We start from the raw sequence: 26,209 nt of genomic DNA on the forward strand, positions 1-26,209 counted from the left end.
GACGAGGAGGTGCTGATATGGATATAAGCAAGCTGACGCTGGAAGAAAAGGCCGGCCAGCTCGTGATGTGCGGCTTCGCGGGAACGGAACCGTCGGAAGAGGTGCTGCGGCTGATCGGGGAGCGGCATATCGGCGGAGTGATTTATTTTGCCCGCAACGTTCGCGATGTTCGTCAGATTGCGGAGCTAAGCGACAACCTGCAGGAGGCGGCGCGGCAGGCGGGGCTGCCGCCGCTGTTCGTGATGATCGATCAGGAAGGCGGCATGGTGGCCCGCATAACCGAAGGGGTTGCGTTGATGCCTGGCGCTATGGCACTGGGGGCGGGCAGTACGCCGGAGGAGGCGTACGAGTCGGCGCGCATCTGCGGCGAGGAACTTCGGGCGCTTGGCGTCAACCTGAATTTCGCCCCTGTCCTGGATGTGAACAACAATCCGCGCAATCCCGTCATCGGCGTGCGTTCGTTCGGCGAATCGCCTGAGCGCGTCGCTTCCTACGGCGAAGCGGCGCTGCGGGGCTTGCAGGCGGCCGGCGTCGTCGCGACGGCCAAGCATTTCCCCGGCCACGGGGATACGGAGGTCGATTCGCATCTTGACCTGCCCACCGTACCGCACGGCCGGGAGCGCATATTCGAGGTGGAGCTGCAGCCGTTCATCCGAGCGATTGGCGCAGAAGTGGACAGCATTATGTCGTCGCATGTGGTGTTCCCGGCTTTCGAGCCGCAGCGGCTGCCGGTTACGCTCTCGCACCATGTATTGACTGGGCTGCTGCGCGAAGAGCTCGGCTACGAAGGGGTTATCTTCACGGACTGCATGGAGATGCACGCGATCTCCAAGCATTACGGCACGGTGGAAGCGTGCGTTATGGCGATCGAAGCGGGAGCCGACGCGGTGCTGGTCAGCCACTCGTTCGAGCTTCAGACGGGTGCGATCGATGCGATTGTCGAAGCGGTACGCAGCGGGCGTTTGACGGAAGAGCGGTTAGACGCGTCGGTGAGCCGATTGCTGGCGCTGAAGAAGAAGCGGGGCATCGGGGCGGAAACGCGATCGCTGGAAGAGCGCCTCGCCGGTGTGGGAACAGCGGCTCACCTTGAGGCAGCGAAGCGATGGAGCGAGGCGAGTGTTACGGTCGTGAAGCAGGAAGCGGATCTGCTGCCGCTTGCCGCGGGGGAGGAGACGCTGGTGCTGTCGGTGCAGCCGGCGGTTGTTACCCTGGTTGACGATGCCCTTGCGGTTCCTCTGACGCTGGGTAAGGCGCTTGAGGCGTGCGGCGTGCAAGTGAGAGAACAGGCGATCCCTCTTGCGGATGTGGCAAGAATGTCAGGCGAAGCATTAGAGATGGCAGCCTCCTATGAGCGAATCGTCGTGGCCACGTATAACGCTTGCTTCGACGACGCGCAGGCGTTGCTCGTACGGGAGCTTCTAGCCCGAGGCAAGCGGCCGATCGTCGTGGCGACGCGCATGCCGTACGACCTGCTGGCGTTCCCGGCTGTGCCGGTGTACGTCTGCCTGTATGAGTCGCGTCCGCTCGCTCTGCAAAGCGCAGCCAAGGTGCTCGCCGGACAGCTTCCCGCCAGAGGAAGGCTGCCGGTCAGCCTATCCGGTGAATTCCCGGCGGGATGGGGGGTGCAGGGAGATGCTTAAGCACTTGCTGGAGAAACGCGAGAAGCTGGTCGTCGGCCTTATGTCGGGCACGTCGCTGGACGGGATCGATGCCGCCATCGTGCGGATTGTCGGTACGGGAAGGGACAGCAGGGCGGAGCTTGTCTCCTTCACGTCCTTGCCGTTCGACGACGCGCTGAGGGAGCGGCTGAAGCTCGTCTGCTCCGAGGACCGGTCGGGCACCCCGGACGTCTGCGGCATGAATTTCTATCTCGGGAGCCGGTTTGCTGACGCAGTCCGCGAAGCGGTCGCGGCGGCGGGGCTGGAAATAAGCGATATCGATCTGATCGCCTCGCACGGACAGACGGTTTGGCACATTCCCGAAGCTTCCGCAAACGACCCGTACTTGGTGCGTTCGACGCTGCAGATCGGCGATATCAGCGTGATCGCGAAGGAAACCGGCATCGTGACGGTCGGTGATTTCCGCACCGCCGATATGGCCGTCGGCGGACAGGGCGCGCCGCTCGTCCCTTACGCCGACTTCCTGCTGCTGCGGGACGAGACGAGAGGGCGTATTGCCCAGAACGTCGGCGGGATCGGCAACTGTACGGCCATCCCGGCCGGCGGGCAGGCGGAGCAGGTCATTGCCTTTGATACAGGCCCCGGCAACATGATCATCGACCAGGCGGTGTATGAGCTGAGCGGAGGAGCCAGAACGTACGATGCCGAGGGAGCTTGGGCGGCGGAGGGAACCGTACGGGAAGAAGCGTTGGAGGAGCTGCTTCGCCATCCGTACTTCCGGATGCCGCCGGTTAAGACGACCGGCCGCGAGATGTTCGGCAAGCCTTACGCCTCCGCCTGGATCTCCAGCATGCGGGAGTCCGGTGCTTCCGCTGCCGACATCGTCGCTACCGCGACGGCGTTCACCGCGCATTCGATCGCACGCGGTTACCGCGATTTCGTCTTTCCGCACATGACGGTGCACGACGTCATCGTCTCCGGCGGCGGCGCCCGTAACCGCACGCTGCTGCAGATGCTGGCGGAGCTGCTGCCGGAGCAGCGGGTGGTGACCTCCGATGAGTTCGGCCTGAATGCCGATGCCAAGGAGGCGATTGCCTTTGCTCTGCTCGGCAGCCATTTTCTGCATGGCGAGCCGAATAATATTCCGTCCGCCACCGGCGCCTCCCGCCCGACCGTCATGGGCAAGCTGGCGCTGCCTTAGGGGGGCGCGGCGATCCGTGGTTTTTCCTTTCGTTGATTGACGTTTGCCTCCGCCTGCTTTATCGTGAGTAACATCTCTTTGGCGAAGGAGGAGGCCTCATGGAGCTTGTCTGGATCGCCGCGGCCGTTGGCCTGGCGGCGGTTCTTCTCTATATGCTGTTTATTTTCCCGACCCAGTGGGTCAAGGTGGAGAGGGTGGCGTATCCGTGGCCCCTCGGCATCAAGGCGCTTCAGATCAGCGATCTGCACGTGGAGAAGCTGAGGGTAAGCCCGCGGAGGCTGGAGGATATCGTCCGTAGGGAGAAGCCGGACTATGTGCTGCTGACCGGGGATTTCACGGAGAAAGCCCGCATGCTCCCGAAGGTGGAGCGGTATGTGAAGGCCGCGACGTGCCTGGGGGTTCCGGCGTTTGCCGTGCTCGGCAACCACGACCACCATTTGGACCCGCCGGCCCTTCGGAGGCTGGTCTCCATCCTGGAGGACGCGGGGGTACAGGTGCTGAGCAACCGCTCCGTGGAAGCGGACGGCTTCCGGATTGTCGGCATCGACGACTACGGCAGCGGCAAAAGCAAGGTCGGCAAGGCGTTTCGAGACGTGAAGCCGGGGGAGCCCGTGCTCGTGCTGACGCACAACCCGAATGTCCTCCTCGGCATCCGACAGAAATACAACTTCCTGATGGGCGGGCATTTTCACGGGATGCAGTTTCATGTTCCGTTCCTGTTCCGCTACATCCGCAAAGGGACGCTTCCGAAGCGCGGCATCTACAAAGGACTCCACGAAGGCGAGAACGGGGCGTTCTATATCTCCAAGGGGATTGGCCAGGCCGGGCCGAATGCGCGGTTTCTGCTCCGCAGCGAGGTGACGGTGCACGAATGGCCGGGCATGAATGGGACGAAGACCTGACCCGGGGACGAGCGCCAGACAGCTTAGGAAAGCGAGCCATTCTTTTAACGGGGTTAATCGTGCCGGTCCTATAACCTTTATCCCGCTAAATAACACTTCGAGTAAAAGGACACCCTTCTTCCTTGTTTAGGGAGAAGGGTGTCCTTTCGTTTTGTAAGATGAGCCAGGAGAGCTAAATGGCAGGCGCTAGCTGTTCCGCTGGGGAGAATCGGGGTGGAGCTCCATGAACTCAATCCGGTTCCCGTCCGGGTCCTTCGCCCAGCATTGGTAGTTGCGGTCCTTTCCCTGCTTGGGCTCTACGTCAAGCGTAACCCCCTTGGAGCGGAGGTGGTCCGCCACTGCCTGAATGTCCTCCACCTCGAGGCACAGATGGTCGTACCCGATGCGGCGCTCGACCGGATCCGGTTTGTTTTCCCCGCCATAGAAGAGCTCGATGAACTGCCCGTTCCCGATCTTGATGTACTCGATCCACGGGTTTCCCGCATCATCCTTCAGGTCAAACGCCTTCTGGAAGCCGAGCACCCCGCAGTAAAACGCCAGCGAGCGCTCCATATCCTGCACCTTTAACGCGATGTGTCCGATTTGTTTGATCATCGTGGGCGCCTCCTTGTCTTGGGGTTTGTTGCTTGCTAGGCCGATTACTGGCTAACGATAAACCGGATTACACCGGCACGCTAATGAATCGTACAAGGCTTATTCGCGTCAAAATGCCCCGTTGTCATATCTAACGAATCGACAACACGCTAAGTGCTCCTTTTGAGGCTAAAAAGGTGCCAGCTGGCACGAATAGCGTTATGAGGATTCGCCAGAGATGCCGCAGGTCGATTTTTCGGCTCATAAGGGGATGACGGTTCGTTAGCCGTTTGATGCCCAAAGACTAAAAACCAAAAGAAGCTGTCCCCCGGCAGAATGATCGGCCTGGAGACAGCTTCGTTCTTCTTCCCGCCGTGGCTGCCCGGAAGCCGTCGTGTACGGTAGGACCCTAGCGGCTTACGCATCCTGCCGGCTTGCCGCCAAAGGGTCCGAGGATCCCAGCACCCACGCTTCCGCCCAGCGCCAGGAGACTTTTACCAGGCGTACGCTTCCGGGGCCGGCTTGCCCGGTCCCGGGAAGATCTCGTCGAGCTTCTTCAGCGTGTCGGCGTCCAGCGTAACCTCGGGCACGCGCAGCGAATCCTCGAGCTGCTCGATCGTCCGCGGCCCGATGATCGGCGCCGTGACGGCCGAGTGGTTCAGCACCCACGCCAGCGCGATGACGTCCTCGCTCTCGCCGAGCTCGCGGCAGAGGGCAGAGAACCGCTCGAGCTGGCTGCGGTGCTTCTCCACCTGCTCGGTCGAGCGGGCGCTGCGGGAGCCTTTACCGCTAAGCGCATTGCGGCCGAGCAGGCCGCCGGCCAGCGGGCTCCACGGGATCACGCCGAGCCCGAGCTTCTCGGACGCCGGCAGCACCTCAAGCTCCGGCAGTCGCGCGAGCAGGTTGTACTTGTGCTGCTCGGAGACGAGCCCGAGGAAATGGCGGGCTTTGGCCTCGGCCTGGGCGAAGGCGATGTGCCACCCGGCAAAGTTGCTTGAGCCGATGTAGCCGACCTTGCCATTGTTCACGAGCGACTCGAACACGCCCCATAGCTCGTCCCAGCTGACATTTCTATCGATATGATGCATTTGGTACAATTCAATATGATCGGTTTGCAACCGCTTTAGTGAAGCCTCGACATGGCGCCGGATTTTGTACGCGGATAAGCCGCGCTCCGAGTTCGGCCCGTCATGAGGGTCGCCCATCTCGCCGTACACCTTCGTGGCGAGCACGACCTTCTCGCGCCGTCCGCCGCCCTGGGCGAACCAGCGGCCGATGATCTCCTCGGTCCAGCCTCTTTTTTCCGAACCGCCATAGACGTTGGCCGTATCAAAGAAATTGATGCCCGCATCCAGGGCGGCATCCATAATCCGGAACGCATCCTTCTCTTCCGTCTCCGGTCCGAAGTTCATCGTTCCCAGACAAAGCTGGCTTACCTTCAGGCCAGACCTTCCCAAATAGCTGTACTTCATGTTTCATCTCCCTCTTTCCTCATGATTTTGGTAAAACCCATTCTCTGTGAAGATTTGGCTCCGATGAACACTTCCATTGTATAGAAGTTTCTATAAAGAAGAAAGTAGTGAAAACCTTTTCTATTGCTATCCTATTGATAGCTGCTTTACTAGGGGTAACTGCCTTGCCTCAGGGGAAGCGGCGCAGCGCGAGGATGAAGGAAGCCAAAGAAGCCAAGGAGGCGATCGTCCGCACATGGTTCCAAGCGACCCAGTGGGTTAAATAATGCTGCCACACCTTCGAACCTAGGGAACTGCCGGGGTCAACGGCGGCGAGTGCGTCGTTAAGCGGTACGTTAAAAACGATGGTGACAAGAAACGCGCCCGCCAAATAGAACAGACTTCCCATGAGGAGATACAGCGCGCCTGGCGTCCCCAGCCGCATAAACGATACGCCCCCCAGAACGACGGAAGTCAAGGCCGTTCCCATGAAAACGAAGCTGAAAAGGGTTTGCAGGATGGTCATGTTGATCCACTGCATCGCAGCAATCCCTTGCGAGGCCGGCAGCCTGGCAAGCGCGGTCATGACGAAGGTAGAGAAAGCGAAGAATATGCCAGCGATTACCCCCGAACCGAGTGAGGATAGATAGGTAAGTCCGATGAGCCATTTAGCCAAGGAACTTCATCTCCTTTACTTGTTTGTACAAGCAAATATAAAGGGAAGGGAGTTTGGTTGAGTTCCTCCCTCACTTCCGTTTTCTTCCTTTTGCGTCCCTTCGCCTTCCCAAGGTAAGGGAATTTCCCCGGGCTCTATTCGCTCCCGCTTGTTGGATGTTCCAGCCGGTTGCAGACTTCATACAGTTGGAGCGACAGGTCGTCTCCTTGCTCGCCCAGGATCAGCTTGTATTGTCCGCGGAGCTTATTCCAGCACTGGTGAAGAACCGCCTCAAGCGATTTGCCTTGGTCCGTAGCATAGATCAGCGACAACCGGCCGTCCATTCGGCTGTAAAGGAGCTGCTTGGCCGCTAGCTTCTCGATCAGCCTGGTCACGGTGGATGGCTGCAGGTGAAGAAGCTGGCCCAGTTCCTTTTGCGAGATGCCCTCTTTCTCATAAAGAGCCATGAGCAGGAAGGCACCTGTGGGGGAAACGCCGCTGGAGGCGAATGCGTCCTCCGCCATTTTCGTAATGATCCGTCCGAGACGGTTGGCAGAAAAATAGAGACATTCTTTGAAGTAAACTTCGAGCATGCGGAAGACCTCGTTTCGGAAAAAAGAAATTTGTTTGCTCATACAAACGTAAACCATTTACCGGAAATTGTAAATAGCCAAACAATTCTACCTAAGCAAGCCGCCGGATTAGGCTCAGGAAGGAGAACTCCCCGCCGCTGCCGCCCCTCTTAACAAAACCTACACACTACCCTTATCCTCTTTTAACAAAGCAGGTCTATCGTTAAGAGGCAAGGTATTCTCCAAGCGAAAGGTAGAGGGTGTATGAATAAGAAAACGGCAAAACTTCTGGCTCCGGTACTGGGTTTGTCCCTCCTGGTTCCTTCGGTGTTCCCTTTAACCGCCCAGGCGGCTTCCCCGAACAAGATCAAATCGGTGGAATTTGAAGGGATGGCGGCGCCTGCCACTCCGGAGGACATGGCCAAAGCGTATTCCCAAGCATCGCTTAAGGTGACATTTGAGGACGGAGGCGTGCAGTCCTACCCCCTGACGTATAAAACGCTTTTCAAATCCACGGATAAAATCAACGGAACCCCCGCCGGAATGGCCGTCGACGTGAACGGCAAGCCGATTATGGACAACAGCGTGCCCGGCAGCCCGGTTCCTTTCGTCTCCGATGCCCCGGACTCCAACAGCCTCCTCGAGGTAAAAGGAGCCAAGCCGACCGGACTCGGCGGCAACCCGCTGTCTCTGCTGACGCACTATGAGTACATCACGAGCGACAACGCCGGTAAATCCGCCTACGGGATCGTTCCGGCCTCTATCTCCCTGACCACGCTTGACCAGGACAAGAAAACGGGCGAGCTGAAAGCGACCGATCTGAAGAAGGTCGACTTCTCCCAAGCAGGCGGCCTGTGGATTCCGTGCAACGGATCCCTGACCCCTTGGAACACCCACCTGAGCAGTGAAGAGTACGAGCCGGATGCCCGCGCTTTTGAGAAGGATCCGACCCAGACGTACCTCGGCGCTTATACGAAGACTTTCTACCAGGATGACAACGCCGTGGTGAACCCGTATTCCGTAGGCTTCATTCCGGAGGTAACGGTGAACAAGGACGGCTCCTCGAGCGTCGTCAAGCACTACAGCCTGGGCCGCTTCTCCCATGAGCTCGGCAAGGTCGCGCCCGACCGCCGCACGGTGTTCTTCGGCGATGACGGCGGCAACACGATGATGTTTCTCTATGTCGCCGACCAGGCGGAAGACCTCTCGGCCGGAACGCTCTATGCGGCCAAATGGCAGCAAACCAGCGGCGAGAACGGAGGAGCGGCTGACCTGCAGTGGATCCCGCTCGGCCATGCCAGCGACAGCGAGATCAAAACGTACATCGACCAAAACCTGAAGTTCAGCGATATTTTTGAAACGGCGGACCAGGATACGGAGGGCTTCACAAAGATCAAGACCTACCCAAGCGGCAAAATGGAATGGCTCAAGGTGAAGCCGGGCATGGAGAAAGCGGCAGCCTTCCTGGAATCCCGCCGCTACGGCGCGATCCTCGGCGCGACCTCAGAATTCAACAAGATGGAAGGGGTAACCGTTAACCAGAAGGACAACAAGCTTTATGTCGCCATGTCCTATGTTGAGAAGAGCATGGAGAAGGATGCCAAAGGCCAAGATCCCGCGGACCACATTCAGGTGAAGAAGCTGAAGGCCGGGGCGACCTATGAGCTGGCGCTGAAGGGCGGGCAGACGGATGCCGGCCAGAAGGCGATCGACAGCGATTATGTACCGTCTTCGATGAAAGGACTGGTGATTGGTGAGGACCTGGCGAAAGCGGATGAAAAGGGCAATACGGCGGCTGTCGACAAAGTGGCCAACCCCGACAACCTCTCTTATTCCGAAAGCTTGAGGACGCTCTTTATCGGGGAAGACAGCGGCATGCATGCGAACAACTTCCTGTGGGCGTATAACGTTGATACCGGCAAGCTGTCCCGTATCCTGTCCGTACCAGCCGGCGCCGAAGCTACCGGGCTTCAAGTGGTGGACGACCTGAACGGATTCGGCTACATCATGAGCAACCTCCAGCATCCCGGCGACGAAATGATTCTCCCGGACGAGCTGAAGAAGCAGGTGGAAGGCTACATCAACGAACTGTGGGACAACAAGAAATCCGGCTCCGTCGGCTACCTGAGCGGACTTCCAGCCTTGAAGGACATCAAGCGGGAGAACGGGAATAACGGCAACAACGGCAACAACGGAAACAATGGCAACGGCGATAACGGCCAACACCAAGGCCGTGTTCTTCTCCGCGACATCGCGGAGGCCGTGGGTGCCAAGGTGGAGTGGAACAACACCGACCGCAGCGTGAGCGTAACGTGGAAGGGCCGGAGCTTCGTCGTGAAGATCGGAGAAGCGAGTGCCTGGGTTGACGGGAAGCGGGTCGAACTGGACTCCAAGGTCGAGCTCGAGAACGAGCGGACCGTTCTTCCGGCCGGCGAGCTGGAAAGCTTTTTGAAATAAGAGAAACGGTTCGACCCGAGCCGGGTCAACCGTCCATCCTCGGAAGAAGCACGGGCTGCTTCGACCGGGGATTTTTTATTTGACAATAATTCCTTGACTGGAATATTCCTTTATTGGTATATTGTAAGCAAAAGGAGAAGGGGTGCCAGGTGTGCTTTTGTCCTCCATGGTCAGAACGGCTAATCCGGCCTCCCCTTCGTTCAGCGTCTGGAGTGGAGTCTAATGATGAAGGAGAAAATTTTCGGCGCTTTGGCCGAGCCGAACCGGTTCAGCATCGTGGAGCTTCTCCGGGAGGGTCCCCTCACCGTGGGGGAAATCGCCGAGCAGCTCGGGCTGCAGCAGCCCCAGGCTTCCAAGCATCTTCGGGTGCTGAGTGAGGCGGGGCTCGTGGAGGTGCAGCCCTCCGCCAACCGGCGTATTTACAAGCTGCGCTCCCAGTCGCTTATCGAGCTGGGAGACTGGCTGGAGTCGTTCCGCTCCGTGTGGGATGAACGCTTCGGCTACCTGGATGAGTACCTGCGCGGTCTTTTGGGGGAGAAGTAGGATCGTCCTTCCGCGCCAGGCGTTCCTTCTTCCGTCCCCAGCGTCACTTCTTCCTTACCCCTTAATCCGTTAACCCGATGAATGTTCCTAGTCTAGAGAGCGAGCGGTCCCTTCCGGGACCGCTCTATTTTCATTTTGTTAAGAAATCTGGACGTTAGTACCAATCGCCTCTACAATTAGGGCAGTAATCCAATCCAGTAGAATATTTATGGGGGATGTCCAATGCGGGCTGCGTTTTTCCGGAATCATTCCATTCGATGGCAGCTGATTGCGGTCGGAACGGCCATTTTGCTGTTTATGTTCGCGGCGGGCGTGTGGGGGTATAACGAGATTCTGAACATCACCTTTAAACGTAACAGCGAGTACACGACAGAAATTTTGGCGACGATCCGGCAAAATATTTCTTCGAACGCCGACTCTATCAACCGGATTCTGCCCAACATCGCTTACAACGAGCAGGTGCAGGAATATTTGCTGGAAGACGACAGGTTGCGCCAATACGAGATGTATAACAAGATTGAGAAGCTGCTGGTCAACCTGCAATCGATGAAGCAGGGGATTCTCGGCGTCGTGCTGGTGGGGCGGGGCACGAGTTCCTACAACTGCGTCGGCTGCCGTGACTATATTCCCTTCCCCGAGATCCCCGAACGAACAAGCTCCTATTATACCGGCGTGCAGTATTCCCCCTATTACAAGAATTACGTCCTATACGTGGGCGTTCCGGTTTACGACAACCGGCAAACGGCCACGGTCGAGCAAAAAATCGGATATGCGGTTATGGCGCTCAGTCTTAATGCCATCGTTCCGTCTGTAGATTCGGTCTCCAGTAAAATTTCGGGCAGCTTCTACGTGCTGGACCGAAATCTCGTCATTGCCTCCAGCAACGATCCGAAGAAGCTAGGCGAGAAGCCGGGGCCTGAGCTGGAAACCATCCTTCTCCAAGGGGCGAGATCCGACTCGTTCCGCCGGGATGGAGAAGAGCTCATCGTCCACTCGGAACCGATTCCCGGAATCGGAGGCCGCATCGTCAGCGTGCTGCCGGAAAGTGAACTGTTCCAGGGACTGGAGGAGGTGCAACGGCTTCTGCTCGGCATGTTCGTCTTGCTGATCGCCGTTATGTATGTGCTGTACATCACCATCACCCGCAATATGCTGGTGCCCATCCAAACGTTTATCGCCTTCATTCACAAGCTACGTTCCGCGGGCCTGGATCATTTCCATAAGCGGGTCCCGATAGAGGGCTATGCGGAAATCAATATTTTGGCCCGCCAGTTCAATTCCCTGCTCGACGAGATCGACGATTTAACCGCCAAGCTGGTGGATTCCAAGACGCATATTTATGAGCTCCAGCTTCACAAGAAGCAAGCCGAGCTTCAGTATTTGAAGAATCAGATCAATCCCCATTTTCTGTATAATACGCTGGAGACAATCAAAGGCATCGCCTATGTAAAGAAAGTGCCGGAAATTCGCGACATGACGGACGCCCTCAGCCGGGTTTTCCGCTACAGCATCAAGGGTGAGGAGGAGGTTCAGGTACGGGATGAGCTCCATATCATTAAAGCCTACATAAGCATTCAGCAGGTTAGATTCGGGGACCGGTTTGACGTTCGCTACGAGTTCCCCGAGCCTTGTCTTGACGTGATGATCCTTAAGATGATTATGCAGCCGCTTGTGGAGAATGCGGTTTTTCACGGCATCGAACCAAGTTTAGAACGGTCGGTCCTGACGGTAGGCTGCCGAATGGAAAACAAACGCGATTTGCTGCTTTGGGTGACGGACGACGGTGTGGGAATGGAGCCTGCCGAACGGGAAGCCCTCACCGCGGGCCTGGAGGCAGCGAACGGCGAGATACCAAGAGCGGCTTCCCAGCCCCATATCGGCCTTCGCAATGTGAATAACCGGATCAAGTACGCTTACGGACCCGAGTACGGGATTGCTTCGATCGACAGCGCTCCCGGGCGCGGGACGAAGGTGACGGTCAAAGTTCCGGCAAAGGGGGATAGCCGTGTACAAAGTTTTGCTGGTTGACGATGAGAAGTGGATCGTGGAAAGCCTGAAAGGCACGGTCGATTGGCGTGCGCTTGGTTATGAAGTCGTCGGCGAGGCGTATAACGGAAGGGATGCCTTGGATAAAATGGCGCGGATGCACCCTGATGTCGCCTTTATCGATATCCGCATGCCCGGGATGAACGGAATCGAGCTGATCCGGCAGGTGAGTGCCCTTGGCTATCCGGTGCTCTGCATCATCGCAAGCGGGTATGCGGAGTTTGATTATGCCAGGCAGGCCATGCAGCACGGCGCGGTCGATTACTGCTTGAAGCCGTTCGACCGGGAAGAGATCGAGAGGGTACTGGATAACGTCAAACCGAAAATGGCTCAAGCAACCCTTCTGCTTCAGGCGGAGCTGCTGAATGCCATGAATGGGGAGGAGGGAGATTCGTCCCTCTCCCATCCGTCTGTCGACCAGGCTTTCACCCGGCTGGCGGGCCCGGGCTGGGAAGAGGAGGGGGGAATGGCGGCTGTTGCCGTCCAGGGCGGAGGAGGAGAATGGATTGCCGAAGAGGGCATGGGGGCATCGCTTCCCATTGGGCGAGGAAAGACGGTTTACTTCGTCAACCTTCGGCATTTGTCCTTGGTGAAGGAGCGGTTTGCCGCGCCGGCCCTGCCGCATCCTACGGGGGTTGGCATCAGCCGCCCTTTCGTCGAGGTCAGGCAGATCCGGGCCCGGGTGGAAGCCGCCGACCTTGCCTCCTACCAGTTTTTCCTGACAGGAGCGAAGCTGGCGGACGAGGCGGATGCGCCCACGGAAGACGCCTTAGACAGGGAAGGTGTACACGACTTGACCGAGTCGCTGGTGCGGCGGGATGGGGGAAGAGCGGAGCTAGCCTTGGAGCGGATTTCCACACGCTTTCAGGCAGGCCTTGGCACGATACGTCAAGCCTTCTACCTGTACAATCTTGTGTTGTCGTTCGTTTACAGTACCGGCAAACAGGGGGACGGCGGAGAGCCGTATTTGCAGGATTACAACGAGCTGGTGTCGGTGTATGGAACAGTCGGACGAATGCTCAAGTCCTTGCGTTCGATAGTGGCAGCCGGCCACGCCGCTTTTCCAGATATAGAGGATGAAACCCAAGGGGAGAAGCTGCTTCGGCGAATCATCCGGTATGTCGAGGGGCATTTCCGCGAACGTCTGTCGGTTCAGGAAATCTCCAAGCAGTTTGGCATCCATCCGAATTATTTAAGCCATCTGTTCAAAAAAGAAATGCAGGTCAATTTCACCAAATATTTAACCGACATCCGCATGGAGCATGCGGCCCGGGTGCTGGTTCAGACGAGCCTGCCGGTCGGCGAGGTGGCCGAGCAGTCGGGATATGACGATTATTTTTACTTCGCGAAGCTGTTTAAGAAGCATACGGGCAAAACGCCGAGTGAGTATCGCGTAGGGCGATCCACCGATCCAAATCTGCCGTAAGAGGGGCCAGCCGGTCAGCGCCGGGACGGTCTCTTTTTTCTTTTGCCGTCCATCTGGGATATTTCCATAGAACACCTTGGTTTTGTTCATATGGGGGTCCGGCGGTTTCCCTTATACTCGAAGTAATCACTTATATGAGAGCGCTTCAAGGAGGAAGGGAAATCGGTGAGAACCAAGACGGGTTTGATTAAGCGGATGGTCGAGTACAAGTATATGTATCTCCTTGTCCTGCCTCTCGCAGCTTATTATGTCGTGTTTGATTACGGTCCGATGTACGGCATCATCCTTGCCTTTAAGGAGTTCAACTTTTCCAAAGGGATTATGGGGAGTCCTTGGATCGGACTGGCGAACTTCAAGGAAGTCTTCGAGCTGGATGAATTTTGGCTGGCTTTCCGCAATACGATCATCATCTCCTTCGGCAGGCTTATCTTCGAATTTCCCGTTCCCATCGTTGTCGCTCTGTTGATCAATGAAGTGAGACGTGCCGGGGTGAAAAAGTTCTATCAGGTCGTTTATACCTTCCCGCACTTTCTCTCCTGGGTCATCGTAAGCGGAATCATGGTCAACTTCCTCGGGACATTCGGCGTGCTCAACCAGCTGCTGGAGCTGGTCGGCCTTCAAAAAATCAACCTGCTGGTCGATCCGTCGCATTTCCGCAGCCTGATCTATACCAGCAGTCTATGGAAGGATATGGGGTGGGGGACCATCATTTATTTGGCGGCAATTGCGGGAATCAACCCGTCTCTGTATGAAGCCGCCGCCATCGACGGAGCGGGCCGGTTCCAGCAAATGCAGCACATCACGTGGCCTGCCCTCAAGGGGACCGTCGTCATCCTGCTCATTCTTCAGGTCGGCCGCACCATGAGCTCGGGCGGGGGCGGCTTCGATCAGATTTTTAACCTCTACAATCCGGCGGTGTATGAGAAGGCGGACATTCTGGATACGTACATTTACCGGCGCACCTTCGCGCTTGGCTCCAGCTACGGAACCTCGACGGCCGTCGGATTGTTCAAGTCCGTCATCAACTGCGTCCTGCTTGTGATGACGAACCGGCTCGCGAAACGCTGGGGACAGGAAGGGATCTATTGATGGTAACCAGGAGAACATGGAGTCTGTCGAACGCGCTCATCCATCTGCTGCTCTTGTTTCTTGCCGTCGTGACGGTGCTTCCGTTCTACAACGTGCTGATCACCTCCTTTGCCGATCCGGCATCGGTAGCCAAGCAGCAATTTTATTTGCTTCCCACCAGCTTCAGCGTGAGTTCCTACCAAATGCTTCTTAACGGCAGCTACGTCGGAAAGGCATTGGCCAACTCGGTTCTGATTACCGTCCTTGGTACATTGGTCAATATGCTGGTTACTTCATGCGGGGCCTATGCGCTCTCGAAGAAAGGAATGCCCGGCCGGGGGGTGATGATGACGGCGATCGTGTTCACGATGCTGTTCGGCGGAGGACTGATCCCGTACTATCTCTTGATCAAAAGCTTGCATATGGTCAATACCTACAGCGTCATGATCCTGCCGGTGGCGGTCCATACGTTCTTCCTGATCATCATGATCAATCATTTCCGCTCCATCCCCCCGGAGCTTGAGGAGTCGGCCAAAATCGACGGAGCCAATGACATTTTCATTTTGTTCCGGGTCGTGCTGCCCATCTCCAAGCCGACGCTTGCCGCGATTACGCTGTTCTATGCGGTGGCCCGCTGGAACGAGTGGTACTTGGCCATGCTTTTCGTAAACGATTCGAAGAAGTATCCCATGCAGCTGTTCTTGCGCAACATGCTGATCGACGTAACCAAATCAAGAAGAGACGACATGGGCGCCGATATGGTGGCGCAGCTCAGCCAGATTTATCCCGACGGGCTCAAGATGGCCAGCGTCATCGTGACGATGCTCCCGATCATGCTTGTCTACCCTTACCTGCAAAAGTATTTTTCAGCCGGCGTAACGCTCGGTGCCGTTAAGGAATGACCATCGTTTTTAAGGTGAAGGTGCCTTGAAATAAATAGGCAGAAAAAGGGAGGAAGCATTAATCATGTTCAGCTCCAAACGATTGGGCGCTGCGATCGTTTCGATCGCTCTGGCCGCTACGGCGGTCGCAGGCTGCGGGGGTACAGAATCTACCGGTACGCCTTCGCCCGCCGGGACGGCCAAAGGCAGCGAAGGGAAGGCTTCGGATAACAGCAAGAAGCTTGACATCTCCGTCTCCTTCTTCAACATCGGCTCCGCCTTTCCCGACCGCAATTCGGACCCTTTCCTGAAGTTCCTTCAGGACAAATTCAATGTCAACATCGTCGACAAGGTGATCAGCTACGCCGATTATAAGGAGAAATACCAGCTTTGGGCCGCCTCGGGCGATCTCCCGGACATTTTCAGCGATGATGTCGTCAACACCGACCAGTACTATTCGAGAATCAAACAGGGGATCATTCGGCCGCTTCCGTCCGACCTCAGCAAATATCCGAATGTCCAGAAGGTGCTTCAGCAGGACGATACGAAGGGATTGACGGTGGACGGAAAATTTTACATGATCCCCCGTCTGACGTATCAGAATACCGACCAGTGGGCCATTGAGCGCGCGGTCGTGGTCCGCAAGGACTGGATGGAGAAGCTGGGCCTTAAAGACCCCGTCACCTATGACGATTACTTGAACCTGTTTAAAGCGTTTGCGTTAAAGGATCCGGACGGAAACGGCAAGGACGACACGGTAGGCTTGACGTTCCGAACAAGCACTTTCCTGCTGCCGCTTGCCGGCGGGACGTTCCCGAATGTCATCAATGGCTCCTGGGTGAAAGAAAACGGCCGTTACCTTCCTTATTACGCATCAGACAAAATGAAGGACGTCGTCAAGCAGCTTCGCCAGCTGTATACCGAGAAGGCGATCGACCAGGACTTCGCGATCATGAAGCCGAACGACGGCTTCGATAAGTTCGGGCAAGGCAAGGTGGGGGCGCTCGGCGTTCAAGGGACGGCGAATGCTCTGAACAGCTTGAAAAACTCATGGAACAAGTACAACAAGGACACGAAGCTGGAGGATGTCATCAAAATCATTCCGATTTCCTGGGCTGCCGCCGACGGGAACCGTTACCGGTATTCGGCCGTCACGTTCTGGTCGGAAAGCTACTTCAGCTCCAAGGTCGACGATGAGAAAATGGACCGCATTCTCCAAATCTATAACTGGCTGCTGTCGGACGAATTCATGACCTTTAAACGGTACGGCTTCGAAGGCAAGGATTACAAGAAGGAAGGAGACAAATTCGTCATTACCCGCGATCAGGATTCCAGCGGGAAGTACAAGTCGCTCGGCTCGCTCTACCCATCCTTTGGCGGCTTGTTCGGCGCTCTGGCGGCTTGGGGCCAGTGGCTGGAAATGGAGGATAACCCGGTCAACAAGGTGAACTACGGGGAGCAGCTGTGGTCCCTTTCCAACAACATGTACAAAAGCAGTGTCGCCAGCCTGAAGCCGGTTCCATCCAATTTCAAAGTCGAGCTGCTCTATACGCCGGCCAAGGCCAAATTGAGTGCCGTCAATCCGACGGAAGACATCATTAAAGTCATTCTCGGCAAAGAAGATCCGGTGTCCATGTGGGACACTATCGTCAAAGGCTACAACGGGAAAGGCCTGCAGCAGGCGATTAAAGAAGTCAATGAAGAGGTGCAGAAGCAAGGACTCGATAAGTAACCGCGCGACAAGGAAACAGGTGCCTCTCTTGGATGGAAATCCGGGAGAGGTTCTTGTGTGAAAGGGGAGATTCTCGTGTACCGGAAATGGAACAAATGGAGCATACCGATGGTCACGGCTATCTTGCTGGGCGCGTCGGGATGCGGAGGACCCATCGCGACCGGAAAATCGGGCATGAAGGAGTATGCGATTGCCGTTACCGATCAGGGATCGGATCAGATCAAGGTTTTTGACCCTAAGAAGGCGGATTGGAACGCCAAGAATGCCCTCCAGTGGTCCTGGGCTCCGACAGCCGCCAACGGATTCGACGGACTTCTATCCGCATGGGGCCTGCCGACGGATGCAAAGGTGAGGAAGAACGACAAATGGGGCGGGGAATGGATGGTGGTGACCGATTCCAAAGGATTGGCCGCCGTCATTCCGTATCCTAAATCGGACCGCATGAAATGGGCGCTGGACGTAGGAGGCAATCCTCACTCGGCGGAGCTTCTCCCGAACGGCAACATCGCGGTCGCGGCCAGCACCGGGGGCTGGGTGCGTGTGTACGCGTCTTCCCAAGGACCGGCAGCCAAGCAGTATACGGAATATGGCCTTTCCTCCGCCCATGCGGTCCTATGGGATCCGGGGATGGAGGGGCTTTGGACGGCAGGGAAGGACTACCTGGTCGCCCTGCAGGTAGAGGGGACGGACGCTGAGCCGGTTATCAAGGAGAAGCTCAAGATCGAGCTGCCGACCAAGAACGCCCATGCCGTCGAGCCGGTTTACGGGGATCCCGATAAGCTGTGGGTGGTTACGGGTTCGAAGGTGTATCAATATTCGAAATCGAACAGAGAGTTCAAGTTGGATTATAATGGGAATGAAAGAATCAACCGTGTCGGTGTGAAATCGATCAGCAGCCAAGGGTCGGGTACCGTGGTGGAGACGGTGACGGACACGGCGAAGAAGCCGCCCGGTTCATGCAAGGCCAACAACTGGTGTACCGATACCGTTGATTTGTTCCTGCCCGATTCGTCGCATACGATGACGGGGGCCGAGCTGTATAAGGCACGGATCCTGAATCCGAATTATCAATAAGGGGTTAGCGGAAAGGGGAGAGCAGGCGTGAAGGAGGATAGGCAACCCGCCGGGAGCCATGGAGCTGCAGACCGTTATTACATAGCGGCGACGGATCAAGCTTCCCGGCGCATTCTTGTCATGGATCCGGCGGTAGACGATTGGAACGAAGGGCAGGCGGAAATCTGGTCATGGGCTCCATCCGGGACGAACGGCTTCGGCCGCTTATTGTCCGCCTGGGGGCTTCCGACGGATGCCAAGGTGTACCGCAGCGAACGCTGGGGCGGGGATTGGATGGTCGTGACCGACTCGCTGGGCCTCGCCGCCATTGTTCCTTACCCGGACGGAGACTCGTGTAAATGGGGGCTTTCGGTAGGTGGCAACCCGCATTCGGCGGAGCTTCTGCCGAACGGGAACCTGGCGGTCGCCGCGAGCACAGGCGGATGGGTGAGGGTGTATGCATCGTCCCAAGGGCCGGATGCGGAGACCTTCGCGGAGTATGCTTTTCCGGGCGCCCACGGCCTGGTCTGGGATTCGAGGAGCCGCCTGCTCTGGGCCGTTGGGGACCATCATCTGGTTTCCCTGAGTATCGAAGGGTCTGATTCCGACCCGTCTATCCGGGAAATCGCAAAAGTTCCGTTGCCTACCCCGTACGGTCATGACCTGCAGCCTGTCTGCGGGGATGACGACCGTCTCTGGGTCAGCTCGGGCAGCCGCGTTTATCAATTCGTCCTCTCGACAGGCATGTTCTTAACCGACTTCCCCGGCTCGGAGTCGGCCAGCCGACAAGACGTGAAGACAGTTGGCAACCAGCCTTCCGGCCAGATCGTGCAGACGGTTCCTCAAGCAGCGGGAAGCCTTTACGAGTGGACGACGGATACCGTTGATTTTTTTCAACCGGACGGGAAGAGGCTGCGGGAGGGGGCTGCCTTTTACAAGGCGCGTATCCTCCTGCAGAAGCATTGGGAAAAGGGAGATGATCAGGATGAATAAGGACAGAGAAGGAGCGGCAACCGGGAAGCGGTCGGATCCTCATGCATGGCCGGTCGGTTCGTCTTACCGGCTGGAAACGGCCGTTCAGGTGGAGGAGGATCTGGCGGCGTTGGCCCAAGCGGGTGTCCGTTATCTCGAATTGGCCTGGATCGCCAAAGCATTCGATATGTTCGACCCCGTTAGGGAGCGGGAATGCGAAGCCATTATTCAAAAAGCCCGCAGCCGCGGGCTCGAGATCTGGACGCTTCATCTGCCGTACGGCACCGACTGGGATGTGTCCGCTCTCGATCCGGCACAGAGGGGGCAGGCGATGAAGCGGCATCTTCGGCTGCTTTCTTTGTCAGAACGGTGGGGGATCCGCACAGCTGTGCTCCATCCCAGCTGGGAGCCTATCCCCGATTCGGAACGTAGAGAACGGCTTACTTCCTGTAAGGGATCGCTTGCGCAGCTCGCGGAGGAAGCCGCTAAGCACGGTGTCCGGCTTGCCGTCGAGTGCCTGCCGCGCACCTGCCTTGGTAATACCTCGGCGGAGATGGCCGAGCTGCTGTCTTCGAGCGCCAAGCTCGGGATTTGCTGCGACGTGAACCATCTGCTGCAGGAAACCCCGCAGTCGTTTATCCGGAAGCTGGGCAGCCGAATTTATACGGTGCACATTTCAGATAACGACGGGGCGGACGAAAGGCACTGGATGCCCGGCAGAGGCATCATCGATTGGAAGGAGGTCCTCCATGCGCTGGCGGAGCAGGGCTACGATGGACCGTTTCTATTCGAAATCCGCCAGCCCGTGCCATCGGAGCTGACCGCATGCTGGGAAAGGCTGCTTACCGCTTATTCCGAAGCACAGGGGAATTAGAAAAGGAACCCTGCTATAGGAAGGAGCTCCTCCCTCACAAAAGCCGGCAGAGCTCCTTTAATTCTGTCAGGACAGCTCCCGGAGCCGTCCGGATCTCGTCCCGCCACGGCTGGTTTACCCGCAGCCAAGCCGTCTGCATGCCGGCTTCCGCCGCTCCTGCTATATCGTTGACCGGGTGGTCTCCAACGAAGACGCACTCTTCTGGAGTGAGCCGAAGCAGGGAGGCGGCCCTCAGGAAAATTGCCGGGTCCGGCTTGCGCAGTCCCGCTTCTTCGGAAACCAGAATGGCGTCGAACCGGTGCCGGAGTCCCGTCTGATCCAGCTTGCCGTACTGGATGTCCGTGCGGCCGTTGGTGACCAGTCCGACCTTGTACCGGGTCCGGAAGCCGTCCAGCACGGAAAGGGCATCCTTCATGAGGACCGCCTTCCGGACATACTCTCTCCGATAGAAGGCCATAAGCTCTTCTAAGGAGGGAACCTTTTGCCACGGCATTGTCTCCGTAAGCTCCGAGAACAACTCCTCCTTGTTCCGGTAACCGTCCTCATCGAGGAGGATAACTTTCTTAACGAGCTCCTCGCGTTCTTCCGCACCGATATGCCCCCAGTACGCTCCCGCCAATTCTTCGGTAAACCGGCGGAACGTTTCCGTCCGGTCCAGCAGAGTGTTGTCCAGGTCAAAAAGCACTCCTTTGATCGCTTTCATGCTCGGTCTCCCTTCGTGCCCCTCTTCTTGTGGGGGAGGCTAGGGTTCATTATAATGGAAGCATTGGTATAGGAGAAATAGGGATATTATGATTTCGTCATAGAGGGAGCTTATGTCATGATTCATTTGGAATGGTACCGGATATTCCGGGCTGCGGCCCACCGGGGGAACTTCACGCAGGCGGCCGAGGATCTGCACATGACCCAGCCGTCGGTCAGCTATGCGGTCAAGCAGCTCGAAGAGTCGCTTGGCATCAAGCTTTATTACCGGATGTCCAAGGGCGTCCGGCTGACGGCGGAGGGGGAGGCGCTGCTCGATTATGTGGAGCGTTCCTTCTCGGAGCTTCAGGCAGGGGAGAAGAAGCTTCAGGCCTTGAAGCGGCTGCATGACGGGGAACTGCGGATCGGGGCGGGGGACTCCGTCATCAAGCACCTGCTGCTGGAGCCGCTGCACGCCTACCAGACCCGGTATCCCGGGGTGGGCATCCGCCTGTCCCACGGAAGAACGGCGGATATCGTGCGGAGGCTTAAGGAGAATGAAATCGACTGCGGGTTTGTGCATCTTCCGGTGAAGGAAGCAGGCCTTGACATCCGGCCCTTCCGGACCACCCGGGATGGCTTTGTTGCCGGAGACAAGTACCGGGAAGCCCTTCGTCATCCTCTAACGGCGGAGGAAATAAGCGGCTATCCGCTGCTCTTCATGTCCCCCGGGAGCAGCACCCGCTCCTTTGTGGAGAAGTGGTTTGCGGAGCAGGGGTGTCCCGTACGGGCCAGCATGGAGCTGGGCAGTGTGGACCTCCTGCTTGAATGCGCCCGCCTGGGCTTCGGACTTGCTTTTGTGACGCGGTCTTTCGCGGAAGAGGAGCTGAAGGAAGGGCGGCTGTTCGAGGTGAGCACCGCGGTCCCCATTCCGCCCCGTTCCATCGGGCTGGCTATGAGAAGCGGCATGCCCCTTCCTTTGGCGGCGCAAAGGTTCCTGGAGGAGTTCATGGAAGAGCCGGGGAGAACAGGAGTGGGGCACGGGGCGCAGCCCATGGAATAGTCGGCGGAGCGATACTCAGGATACTAGCTGCAGCCAAATCGGCGGTTTGTGAGGATGCAATCCATCGGACGAAACAAACCGAATAGGAGAAAGCAAAAAAAAGCGGTTGTCCCGGGGACAGCCGCTTCTTTACCTTCTGTGATCTATGAACCGTACCTGAATATCGAGAGTCATCCGTTAAGGAGTAGTCGTGGTGCTTCCACCCGTGCTGCCACTGCCCGTGCTGCCGCCGCCCATGCTGCCGCTGCCGGTGCTTCCGCCGGTGGAACCGCTGCCGCCTGTGCTAGGTGCCGAGCTTGGTGAAACCGTACCGGAATCGCTGTTCGTGCCCCCATTGTCCGAGTTTCCGTTATCTCCGCATCCTGCAAACATCAGGGACATGGCCATGAAAGCTGACATTGCAACCGCCGTTGTTTTCTTCATCTTCTTCATCTCCAATCTCCTCCTGTTGTCTATAGTCTTTGCCCTTATTACTTACCCGGGGGATTGGGAATGAAACACAGTTTCAGAAATGCATCCGGCGGAAAGCCTCTTCCGTTTGGGCCGCAAGCTCCCGAACCCGGACGCCGGCCGGGACGTCCGTAGCGAGACGGGAGCCCTGTCCGGCCCACAGGGACATGAACTCGATCCGCTCCTGCCGGGCGGCTTCCCGGCGCAGCTCCCGGGTGAGGGCGTTCTGGACCGGATAAGGTGGGAGGGTGGCCTCGGCCTGCTCCATCTCCACGACGAACCGGTTGCGGATTCCCCGGGCCGCTTTGCCCGAGAAGGCGCGGGTCACCACCGTGCTCTCCTCCATGCTTTGCAGCACCGCTTCCTTGTAGCGGGGATGCGCCCCGCTTTCGGGGGAGGCCAGGAAGGCAGTGCCGAGCTGGACGCCGGACGCCCCGAGGAGGAGGGAGGCCGCGATGCCCCGGCCGTCCATGATCCCGCCGGCGGCGATGACGGGCACGTGCAGCGTATCCGCAAGCTGCGGGATGAGGGCCATCGTGCCGACGAGCGCCTGCTCGTGGCCGCCGAGGAAGGTGCCGCGGTGGCCTCCCGCCTCGCTGCCCTGGCCGACGACAAGATCGATGCCTTCGCTTTCGAGGTGAGCCCCTTCCGCCACGGTCGTCGCCGTCCCGATCAGGAGAATCCCCTCCTTCTTGAAGGCATCGATCCAGTCGGCCGAGGGCACCCCGAAGGTGAAGCTGAAGACCGGCACCTTCTCCTCGAGCAGCACCTGGGCCTGCTCTTCGAACGGCTCCGCATATGGCTTAGGGGCCGCCGGGCCTTCTCCCGCGAGCCCGAGCTCGCGGCAATAAGGCTGCAGAAGCCTACGGGCCCGTTCCATCGTCCCGTCCTCCTCCTCGTAAGGCTCGGGAATGAACAGGTTCACGGCAAAGGGCTTGTCCGTCAGCCGGCGGATTTCCCTTACCGCTTCCCGGATCTCCCCGGGCTTCATATAGCCCGCCCCCAGCGTCCCGAGTCCACCCGCTTCCGAGACAGAGGCGGCTAGCCGGGCTCCCGCCGGCCCCCCCGCCATTCCCGCCTGTAGGATGGGATAGTCAATCTTCAGAAGTTCGCTTACCGCCGTTTGGTTCCACATCAGCCGTATCCTCCTCACGCAGCCGATATCATAAGGCTGCGAATAATATTTGCAAATGTATGAAGACTAACACTATTATTCCATATCCCCGGCCGGCATCAAAATTCCTCAACATTTAGCGGGAAGTATGGTATTATGTTCTGTGGCTTGGGACGGCCCCAACGATCTCAAAAACAATCCGTGCGCGGCTCGACATACAATCATGTACCTTCTTAGGGGGATGCAAGTGATAACAGCAATTGTAACCATCGTTATTTTGGCCCTTGTGTTTGATTTTATCAACGGCTTCCATGATACGGCAAACGCCATTGCGACCTCCGTCTCGACCAAAGCGCTCACTCCCCGGTTCGCCGTCTTTTATGCGGCTGTCCTGAACTTTGTCGGCGCCATTACCTTTGAAGGGGTGGCGAAGAGCATCGGGGGAAGCATAGCGGACCCGGCCAAAATCGAGAACGGCATCCCGGTCGTCATTGCGGCCCTGATCGCAATGATTTTCTGGAACCTGCTGACGTGGTATTTCGGGATTCCTTCCTCCTCGTCGCACACGCTGATCGGCTCGCTCGCCGGCGCTGTTCTGGCAAGCGGAACCGACCTGAAATGGTCCGGCTTCAACAAGATTATCCTCGTGCTGATCGCGTCTCCCTTTATTGCTTTCATTATCGGATTCATCGTGCTGAATATCGTCAGGCTGATCGTCCGCCTCGTCGGGAACCGCTCTCCGGGCAAGGTCAACCGCACGTTCCGGATCATGCAGATCTTCACGGCGGGCTGGCAGGCCTTCTCGCACGGGACGAACGATGCCCAGAAGGCGATGGGGATTATCGTTTTCGCCTTGGTAGCGGGGGGATTCCAGGATACGCTCCACGTTCCCCTGTGGGTCAAGCTGGGGGCGGCCACGGCGATGGGCCTCGGAACCTCGGTCGGCGGCTGGAAGATCATCAAGACGGTCGGCCGCAAAATCGTCAAGGTCGAGCCGATGAACGGCTTCGCTTCCGACGTCACGGCCTCTTCGGTCCTGAGCACGGCTTCGGCGCTCGGCTTCCCGCTCTCCACGACGCACGTCATCACGTCGGCGATTATCGGCACCGGGGTGGCGATGCGGCCGAAATCGATCAACTGGGGCGTGGTGGGAACGATGGTCGCCACCTGGGTCATCACCATCCCGATTTCCATGGTGATCGCTTATCTCATCTTCCAGGTCGTCTTCCTGTTCTTCTAAATAGAACGGATTCCATCTGAGGAACCGGGCCTTTGGGCCCGGTTTTTTGGTGCGCGGATACCGTCTGTCCGCCTTCATCAAAAATTTGCGGGAATCCGCCCGAACTGGAAGGGGCTTACATTTCTTGCGGGTCTTTAATGTGATAAAATGTTAGGTATTCCTGTCATATCTAACCAATTCCACTAATCAGATCGAGGGTGAATGAAGTGAATACCGTCACGTCAGGAATAAAAGGCTTGGACACCGTTCTGAACGGGGGGGTTCCGGCCGGGGCATCCGTTGTTGTGGAGGGGGCGCCCGGCACGGGGAAAACGACGCTCGCCATGCAGTTTCTGCACCAGGGGGCGGCCGTTGGAGAAGCCGGCTTATACATAACCTTTGAGGAACTGCCGGAGCAGCTTTACCGGGAAATGGACGCCTATGGCTGGGATTTAAAAGAACTCGAACGAGAAGGGAAGCTTCGCGTTGTTTCCATCTCGCCCGATCTGCTCATGGAGCAGATGCTGGAGCCGGGGGGGTTGTTCGAGCAGCTGGTCGCGGAGACGGCTGCCAAGCGAATCGTCCTGGACAGCATCAGCCTGTACCGGTACGGCAATCTATCCGTCCGGGAGCAGCGGGAAACGTTTTACCGGCTGAGAAGTGTTCTGAAGAGACACGGCCTTACCGCTCTGCTCATCCGGGAGGAGAGCCTGTCCGAGGAGGACAAGCCCGCATTCGAGAACTATGTTTTCGATGGGGTGATCCGCCTGCGGCTGAAAGTTTACATGGAGAAATACCGCATGCGTACGGTTGAAGTAACCAAGATGAGGGGGAGGCCGCTTCTCGAGGGAGAGCATGTCTACCGCATCACAGGGGAGGGAATTCATGTGGTGCCGGCGCGTTCCATGGTGGAGGACGTGGCCGTGCTGAAGAATCAGAAGTGCGTATCCACCGGATTGGACAGGCTCGATCAGGTGCTGGACGGAGGACTCGCGGAGGGAACCGTTTATCTGCTGGATACGAACAGCAAGGCGAATTACAAATACATCATGGGCTCCATCGTAGCCAAGCGGTTCGAGCAGGGAGAGACGGTCATCGCCCTGCTTTCGAGCTTCAACTCCCCTATGGAGATGACGAATATGCTGGCCGCACACGGCATCTCGCTGGAGGAGATCATCGAGAAGGAAAGACTGTACCTCGTCGAGCATTACCGGCGTCCGCATCCGAAGGGCCTTTCGGATTACATTCTCGATGTGTCCCGGCATTCCAATCAAGAGTACCGGGAGTGGCTGGCTCAAGTACTTGAGCCGGTGTTCAAGAAGGGCTTCTCGGAGGGGCGCAAATTTTTCGTTTATTACGATTTGAATACCATAGTAGCGGAACGGGGTAAGGAATTCATAAGGAATTATTTTGCCGAAGAGACGGCTTGGGCCCGATCCATGGGGGTTACGGTGCTTGCCCTTTGCAATTTTGCGGAGATCGGGGACGAGATCGCCTCCTATCTGGAGCGGACCTGCAACGGGGTTCTCCGGACCTGGGTGGACGGATGCTACCAGCATATCCAGGTTACCAAAGCCCCGAACGGCAAAATTTCCGAGCCTATGCTGGTGGAAAACATGGAGGAAAGGCCATTCATCCGAATGGTTTAGGAGGACCT

At 57.6% G+C, this 26,209-nt stretch carries 23 protein-coding genes; 16 read left to right on the top strand and 7 right to left on the bottom strand.

From position 1 onward, the window contains the following. The first annotated feature begins 17 nt into the window (after positions 1 to 17). From nagZ to MJA45_RS02765, 3 genes are all read left to right on the top strand, one after another. Complete coding sequence (nagZ, locus tag MJA45_RS02755) at positions 18 to 1,640, top strand: beta-N-acetylhexosaminidase (protein WP_315605775.1); 1,623 nt, start codon at positions 18 to 20, stop codon at positions 1,638 to 1,640. Beyond that, entirely contained in the window at positions 1,633 to 2,820 is a 1,188-nt protein-coding gene (locus MJA45_RS02760) for an anhydro-N-acetylmuramic acid kinase (protein ID WP_315605776.1), read from the top strand. Before nagZ ends, MJA45_RS02760 begins: the two co-directional genes overlap by 8 nt. A gap of 98 nt (positions 2,821 to 2,918) precedes the next feature. Beyond that, positions 2,919 to 3,722 (top strand): metallophosphoesterase, encoded by an 804-nt coding sequence (locus MJA45_RS02765; RefSeq protein ID WP_315605777.1) that lies wholly within the window; start codon positions 2,919 to 2,921, stop codon positions 3,720 to 3,722. A gap of 186 nt (positions 3,723 to 3,908) precedes the next feature. Here MJA45_RS02765 and MJA45_RS02770 read toward each other — a convergent pair whose 3' ends face one another. The 4 genes from MJA45_RS02770 to MJA45_RS02785 all read right to left on the bottom strand — a co-directional run bounded on the left by MJA45_RS02770 (position 3,909) and on the right by MJA45_RS02785 (position 6,994). Beyond that, a complete protein-coding gene (locus MJA45_RS02770; protein WP_315605778.1) occupies positions 3,909 to 4,316 on the bottom strand; it encodes a VOC family protein in 408 nt (135 codons plus the stop codon). A 473-nt stretch (positions 4,317 to 4,789) separates the two neighbouring features. After that, positions 4,790 to 5,767: an aldo/keto reductase gene (locus tag MJA45_RS02775; RefSeq protein WP_315605779.1), complete on the bottom strand. Its 978-nt coding sequence runs from the start codon at positions 5,765 to 5,767 to the stop codon at positions 4,790 to 4,792. A gap of 169 nt (positions 5,768 to 5,936) precedes the next feature. After that, entirely contained in the window at positions 5,937 to 6,422 is a 486-nt protein-coding gene (locus MJA45_RS02780) for an anthrone oxygenase family protein (protein WP_315605780.1), read from the bottom strand. A 134-nt stretch (positions 6,423 to 6,556) separates the two neighbouring features. After that, positions 6,557 to 6,994, bottom strand: coding sequence for a MarR family winged helix-turn-helix transcriptional regulator (locus MJA45_RS02785; RefSeq protein WP_315605781.1), 438 nt, complete (start codon positions 6,992 to 6,994; stop codon positions 6,557 to 6,559). A gap of 243 nt (positions 6,995 to 7,237) precedes the next feature. On the opposite strand from MJA45_RS02785, the gene MJA45_RS02790 reads away from it, so the two are divergent. The 10 genes from MJA45_RS02790 to MJA45_RS02835 all read left to right on the top strand — a co-directional run bounded on the left by MJA45_RS02790 (position 7,238) and on the right by MJA45_RS02835 (position 20,025). Beyond that, entirely contained in the window at positions 7,238 to 9,430 is a 2,193-nt protein-coding gene (locus MJA45_RS02790) for an alkaline phosphatase PhoX (protein WP_315605782.1), read from the top strand. A gap of 225 nt (positions 9,431 to 9,655) precedes the next feature. Next, positions 9,656 to 9,973 (top strand): ArsR/SmtB family transcription factor, encoded by a 318-nt coding sequence (locus MJA45_RS02795; RefSeq protein ID WP_315607922.1) that lies wholly within the window; start codon positions 9,656 to 9,658, stop codon positions 9,971 to 9,973. A gap of 222 nt (positions 9,974 to 10,195) precedes the next feature. Further along, complete coding sequence (locus MJA45_RS02800; RefSeq protein ID WP_315605783.1) at positions 10,196 to 12,001, top strand: cache domain-containing sensor histidine kinase; 1,806 nt, start codon at positions 10,196 to 10,198, stop codon at positions 11,999 to 12,001. Next, complete coding sequence (locus MJA45_RS02805; RefSeq protein ID WP_315605784.1) at positions 11,979 to 13,445, top strand: response regulator transcription factor; 1,467 nt, start codon at positions 11,979 to 11,981, stop codon at positions 13,443 to 13,445. Before MJA45_RS02800 ends, MJA45_RS02805 begins: the two co-directional genes overlap by 23 nt. Before the next feature lie 165 nt (positions 13,446 to 13,610). Further along, positions 13,611 to 14,534, top strand: coding sequence for an ABC transporter permease (locus MJA45_RS02810; RefSeq protein WP_315605785.1), 924 nt, complete (start codon positions 13,611 to 13,613; stop codon positions 14,532 to 14,534). After that, entirely contained in the window at positions 14,534 to 15,415 is an 882-nt protein-coding gene (locus MJA45_RS02815) for a carbohydrate ABC transporter permease (protein ID WP_315605786.1), read from the top strand. Before MJA45_RS02810 ends, MJA45_RS02815 begins: the two co-directional genes overlap by 1 nt. Before the next feature lie 64 nt (positions 15,416 to 15,479). Beyond that, positions 15,480 to 17,126 (top strand): type 2 periplasmic-binding domain-containing protein, encoded by a 1,647-nt coding sequence (locus MJA45_RS02820; protein ID WP_315605787.1) that lies wholly within the window; start codon positions 15,480 to 15,482, stop codon positions 17,124 to 17,126. A 57-nt stretch (positions 17,127 to 17,183) separates the two neighbouring features. Then, positions 17,184 to 18,200, top strand: a complete 1,017-nt coding sequence (locus MJA45_RS02825; protein WP_315605788.1) for a DUF6528 family protein — start codon at positions 17,184 to 17,186, stop codon at positions 18,198 to 18,200. A gap of 27 nt (positions 18,201 to 18,227) precedes the next feature. Beyond that, entirely contained in the window at positions 18,228 to 19,172 is a 945-nt protein-coding gene (locus MJA45_RS02830) for a DUF6528 family protein (RefSeq protein ID WP_315605789.1), read from the top strand. Then, complete coding sequence (locus tag MJA45_RS02835) at positions 19,165 to 20,025, top strand: sugar phosphate isomerase/epimerase family protein (protein WP_315605790.1); 861 nt, start codon at positions 19,165 to 19,167, stop codon at positions 20,023 to 20,025. Before MJA45_RS02830 ends, MJA45_RS02835 begins: the two co-directional genes overlap by 8 nt. Before the next feature lie 34 nt (positions 20,026 to 20,059). Here the strand turns inward: MJA45_RS02835 and MJA45_RS02840 are convergent, their stop codons facing one another. Then, the gene (locus tag MJA45_RS02840) at positions 20,060 to 20,728 is read right to left on the bottom strand and encodes an HAD family hydrolase (protein WP_315605791.1); all 669 of its coding nucleotides are present in this window, start codon (positions 20,726 to 20,728) and stop codon (positions 20,060 to 20,062) included. 117 nt (positions 20,729 to 20,845) lie between these two features. Here MJA45_RS02840 and MJA45_RS02845 point away from each other — a divergent pair, with 117 nt between their 5' ends. Next, positions 20,846 to 21,769, top strand: coding sequence for a LysR family transcriptional regulator (locus tag MJA45_RS02845; RefSeq protein ID WP_315605792.1), 924 nt, complete (start codon positions 20,846 to 20,848; stop codon positions 21,767 to 21,769). A 177-nt stretch (positions 21,770 to 21,946) separates the two neighbouring features. On the opposite strand, the gene MJA45_RS02850 is transcribed toward MJA45_RS02845, so the two are convergent. Then, complete coding sequence (locus MJA45_RS02850) at positions 21,947 to 22,201, bottom strand: hypothetical protein (protein WP_315605793.1); 255 nt, start codon at positions 22,199 to 22,201, stop codon at positions 21,947 to 21,949. A 73-nt stretch (positions 22,202 to 22,274) separates the two neighbouring features. Continuing rightward, the gene (locus tag MJA45_RS02855; RefSeq protein WP_315605794.1) at positions 22,275 to 23,354 is read right to left on the bottom strand and encodes an NAD(P)H-dependent flavin oxidoreductase; all 1,080 of its coding nucleotides are present in this window, start codon (positions 23,352 to 23,354) and stop codon (positions 22,275 to 22,277) included. A gap of 220 nt (positions 23,355 to 23,574) precedes the next feature. Here MJA45_RS02855 and MJA45_RS02860 point away from each other — a divergent pair, with 220 nt between their 5' ends. Both MJA45_RS02860 and MJA45_RS02865 read left to right on the top strand, forming a co-directional pair. Further along, positions 23,575 to 24,573 carry an inorganic phosphate transporter gene (locus MJA45_RS02860; RefSeq protein ID WP_315605795.1) on the top strand — a complete coding sequence of 333 codons (999 nt, stop codon included), beginning with the start codon at positions 23,575 to 23,577 and terminating at the stop codon, positions 24,571 to 24,573. A 206-nt stretch (positions 24,574 to 24,779) separates the two neighbouring features. Continuing rightward, positions 24,780 to 26,201, top strand: coding sequence for a DUF7125 family protein (locus tag MJA45_RS02865; protein ID WP_407083100.1), 1,422 nt, complete (start codon positions 24,780 to 24,782; stop codon positions 26,199 to 26,201). Positions 26,202 to 26,209: the final 8 nt, after the last annotated feature.

This window comes from Paenibacillus aurantius, assembly GCF_032268605.1.
Classification (GTDB): Bacteria; Bacillota; Bacilli; order Paenibacillales; family NBRC-103111; genus Paenibacillus_AO; species Paenibacillus_AO aurantius.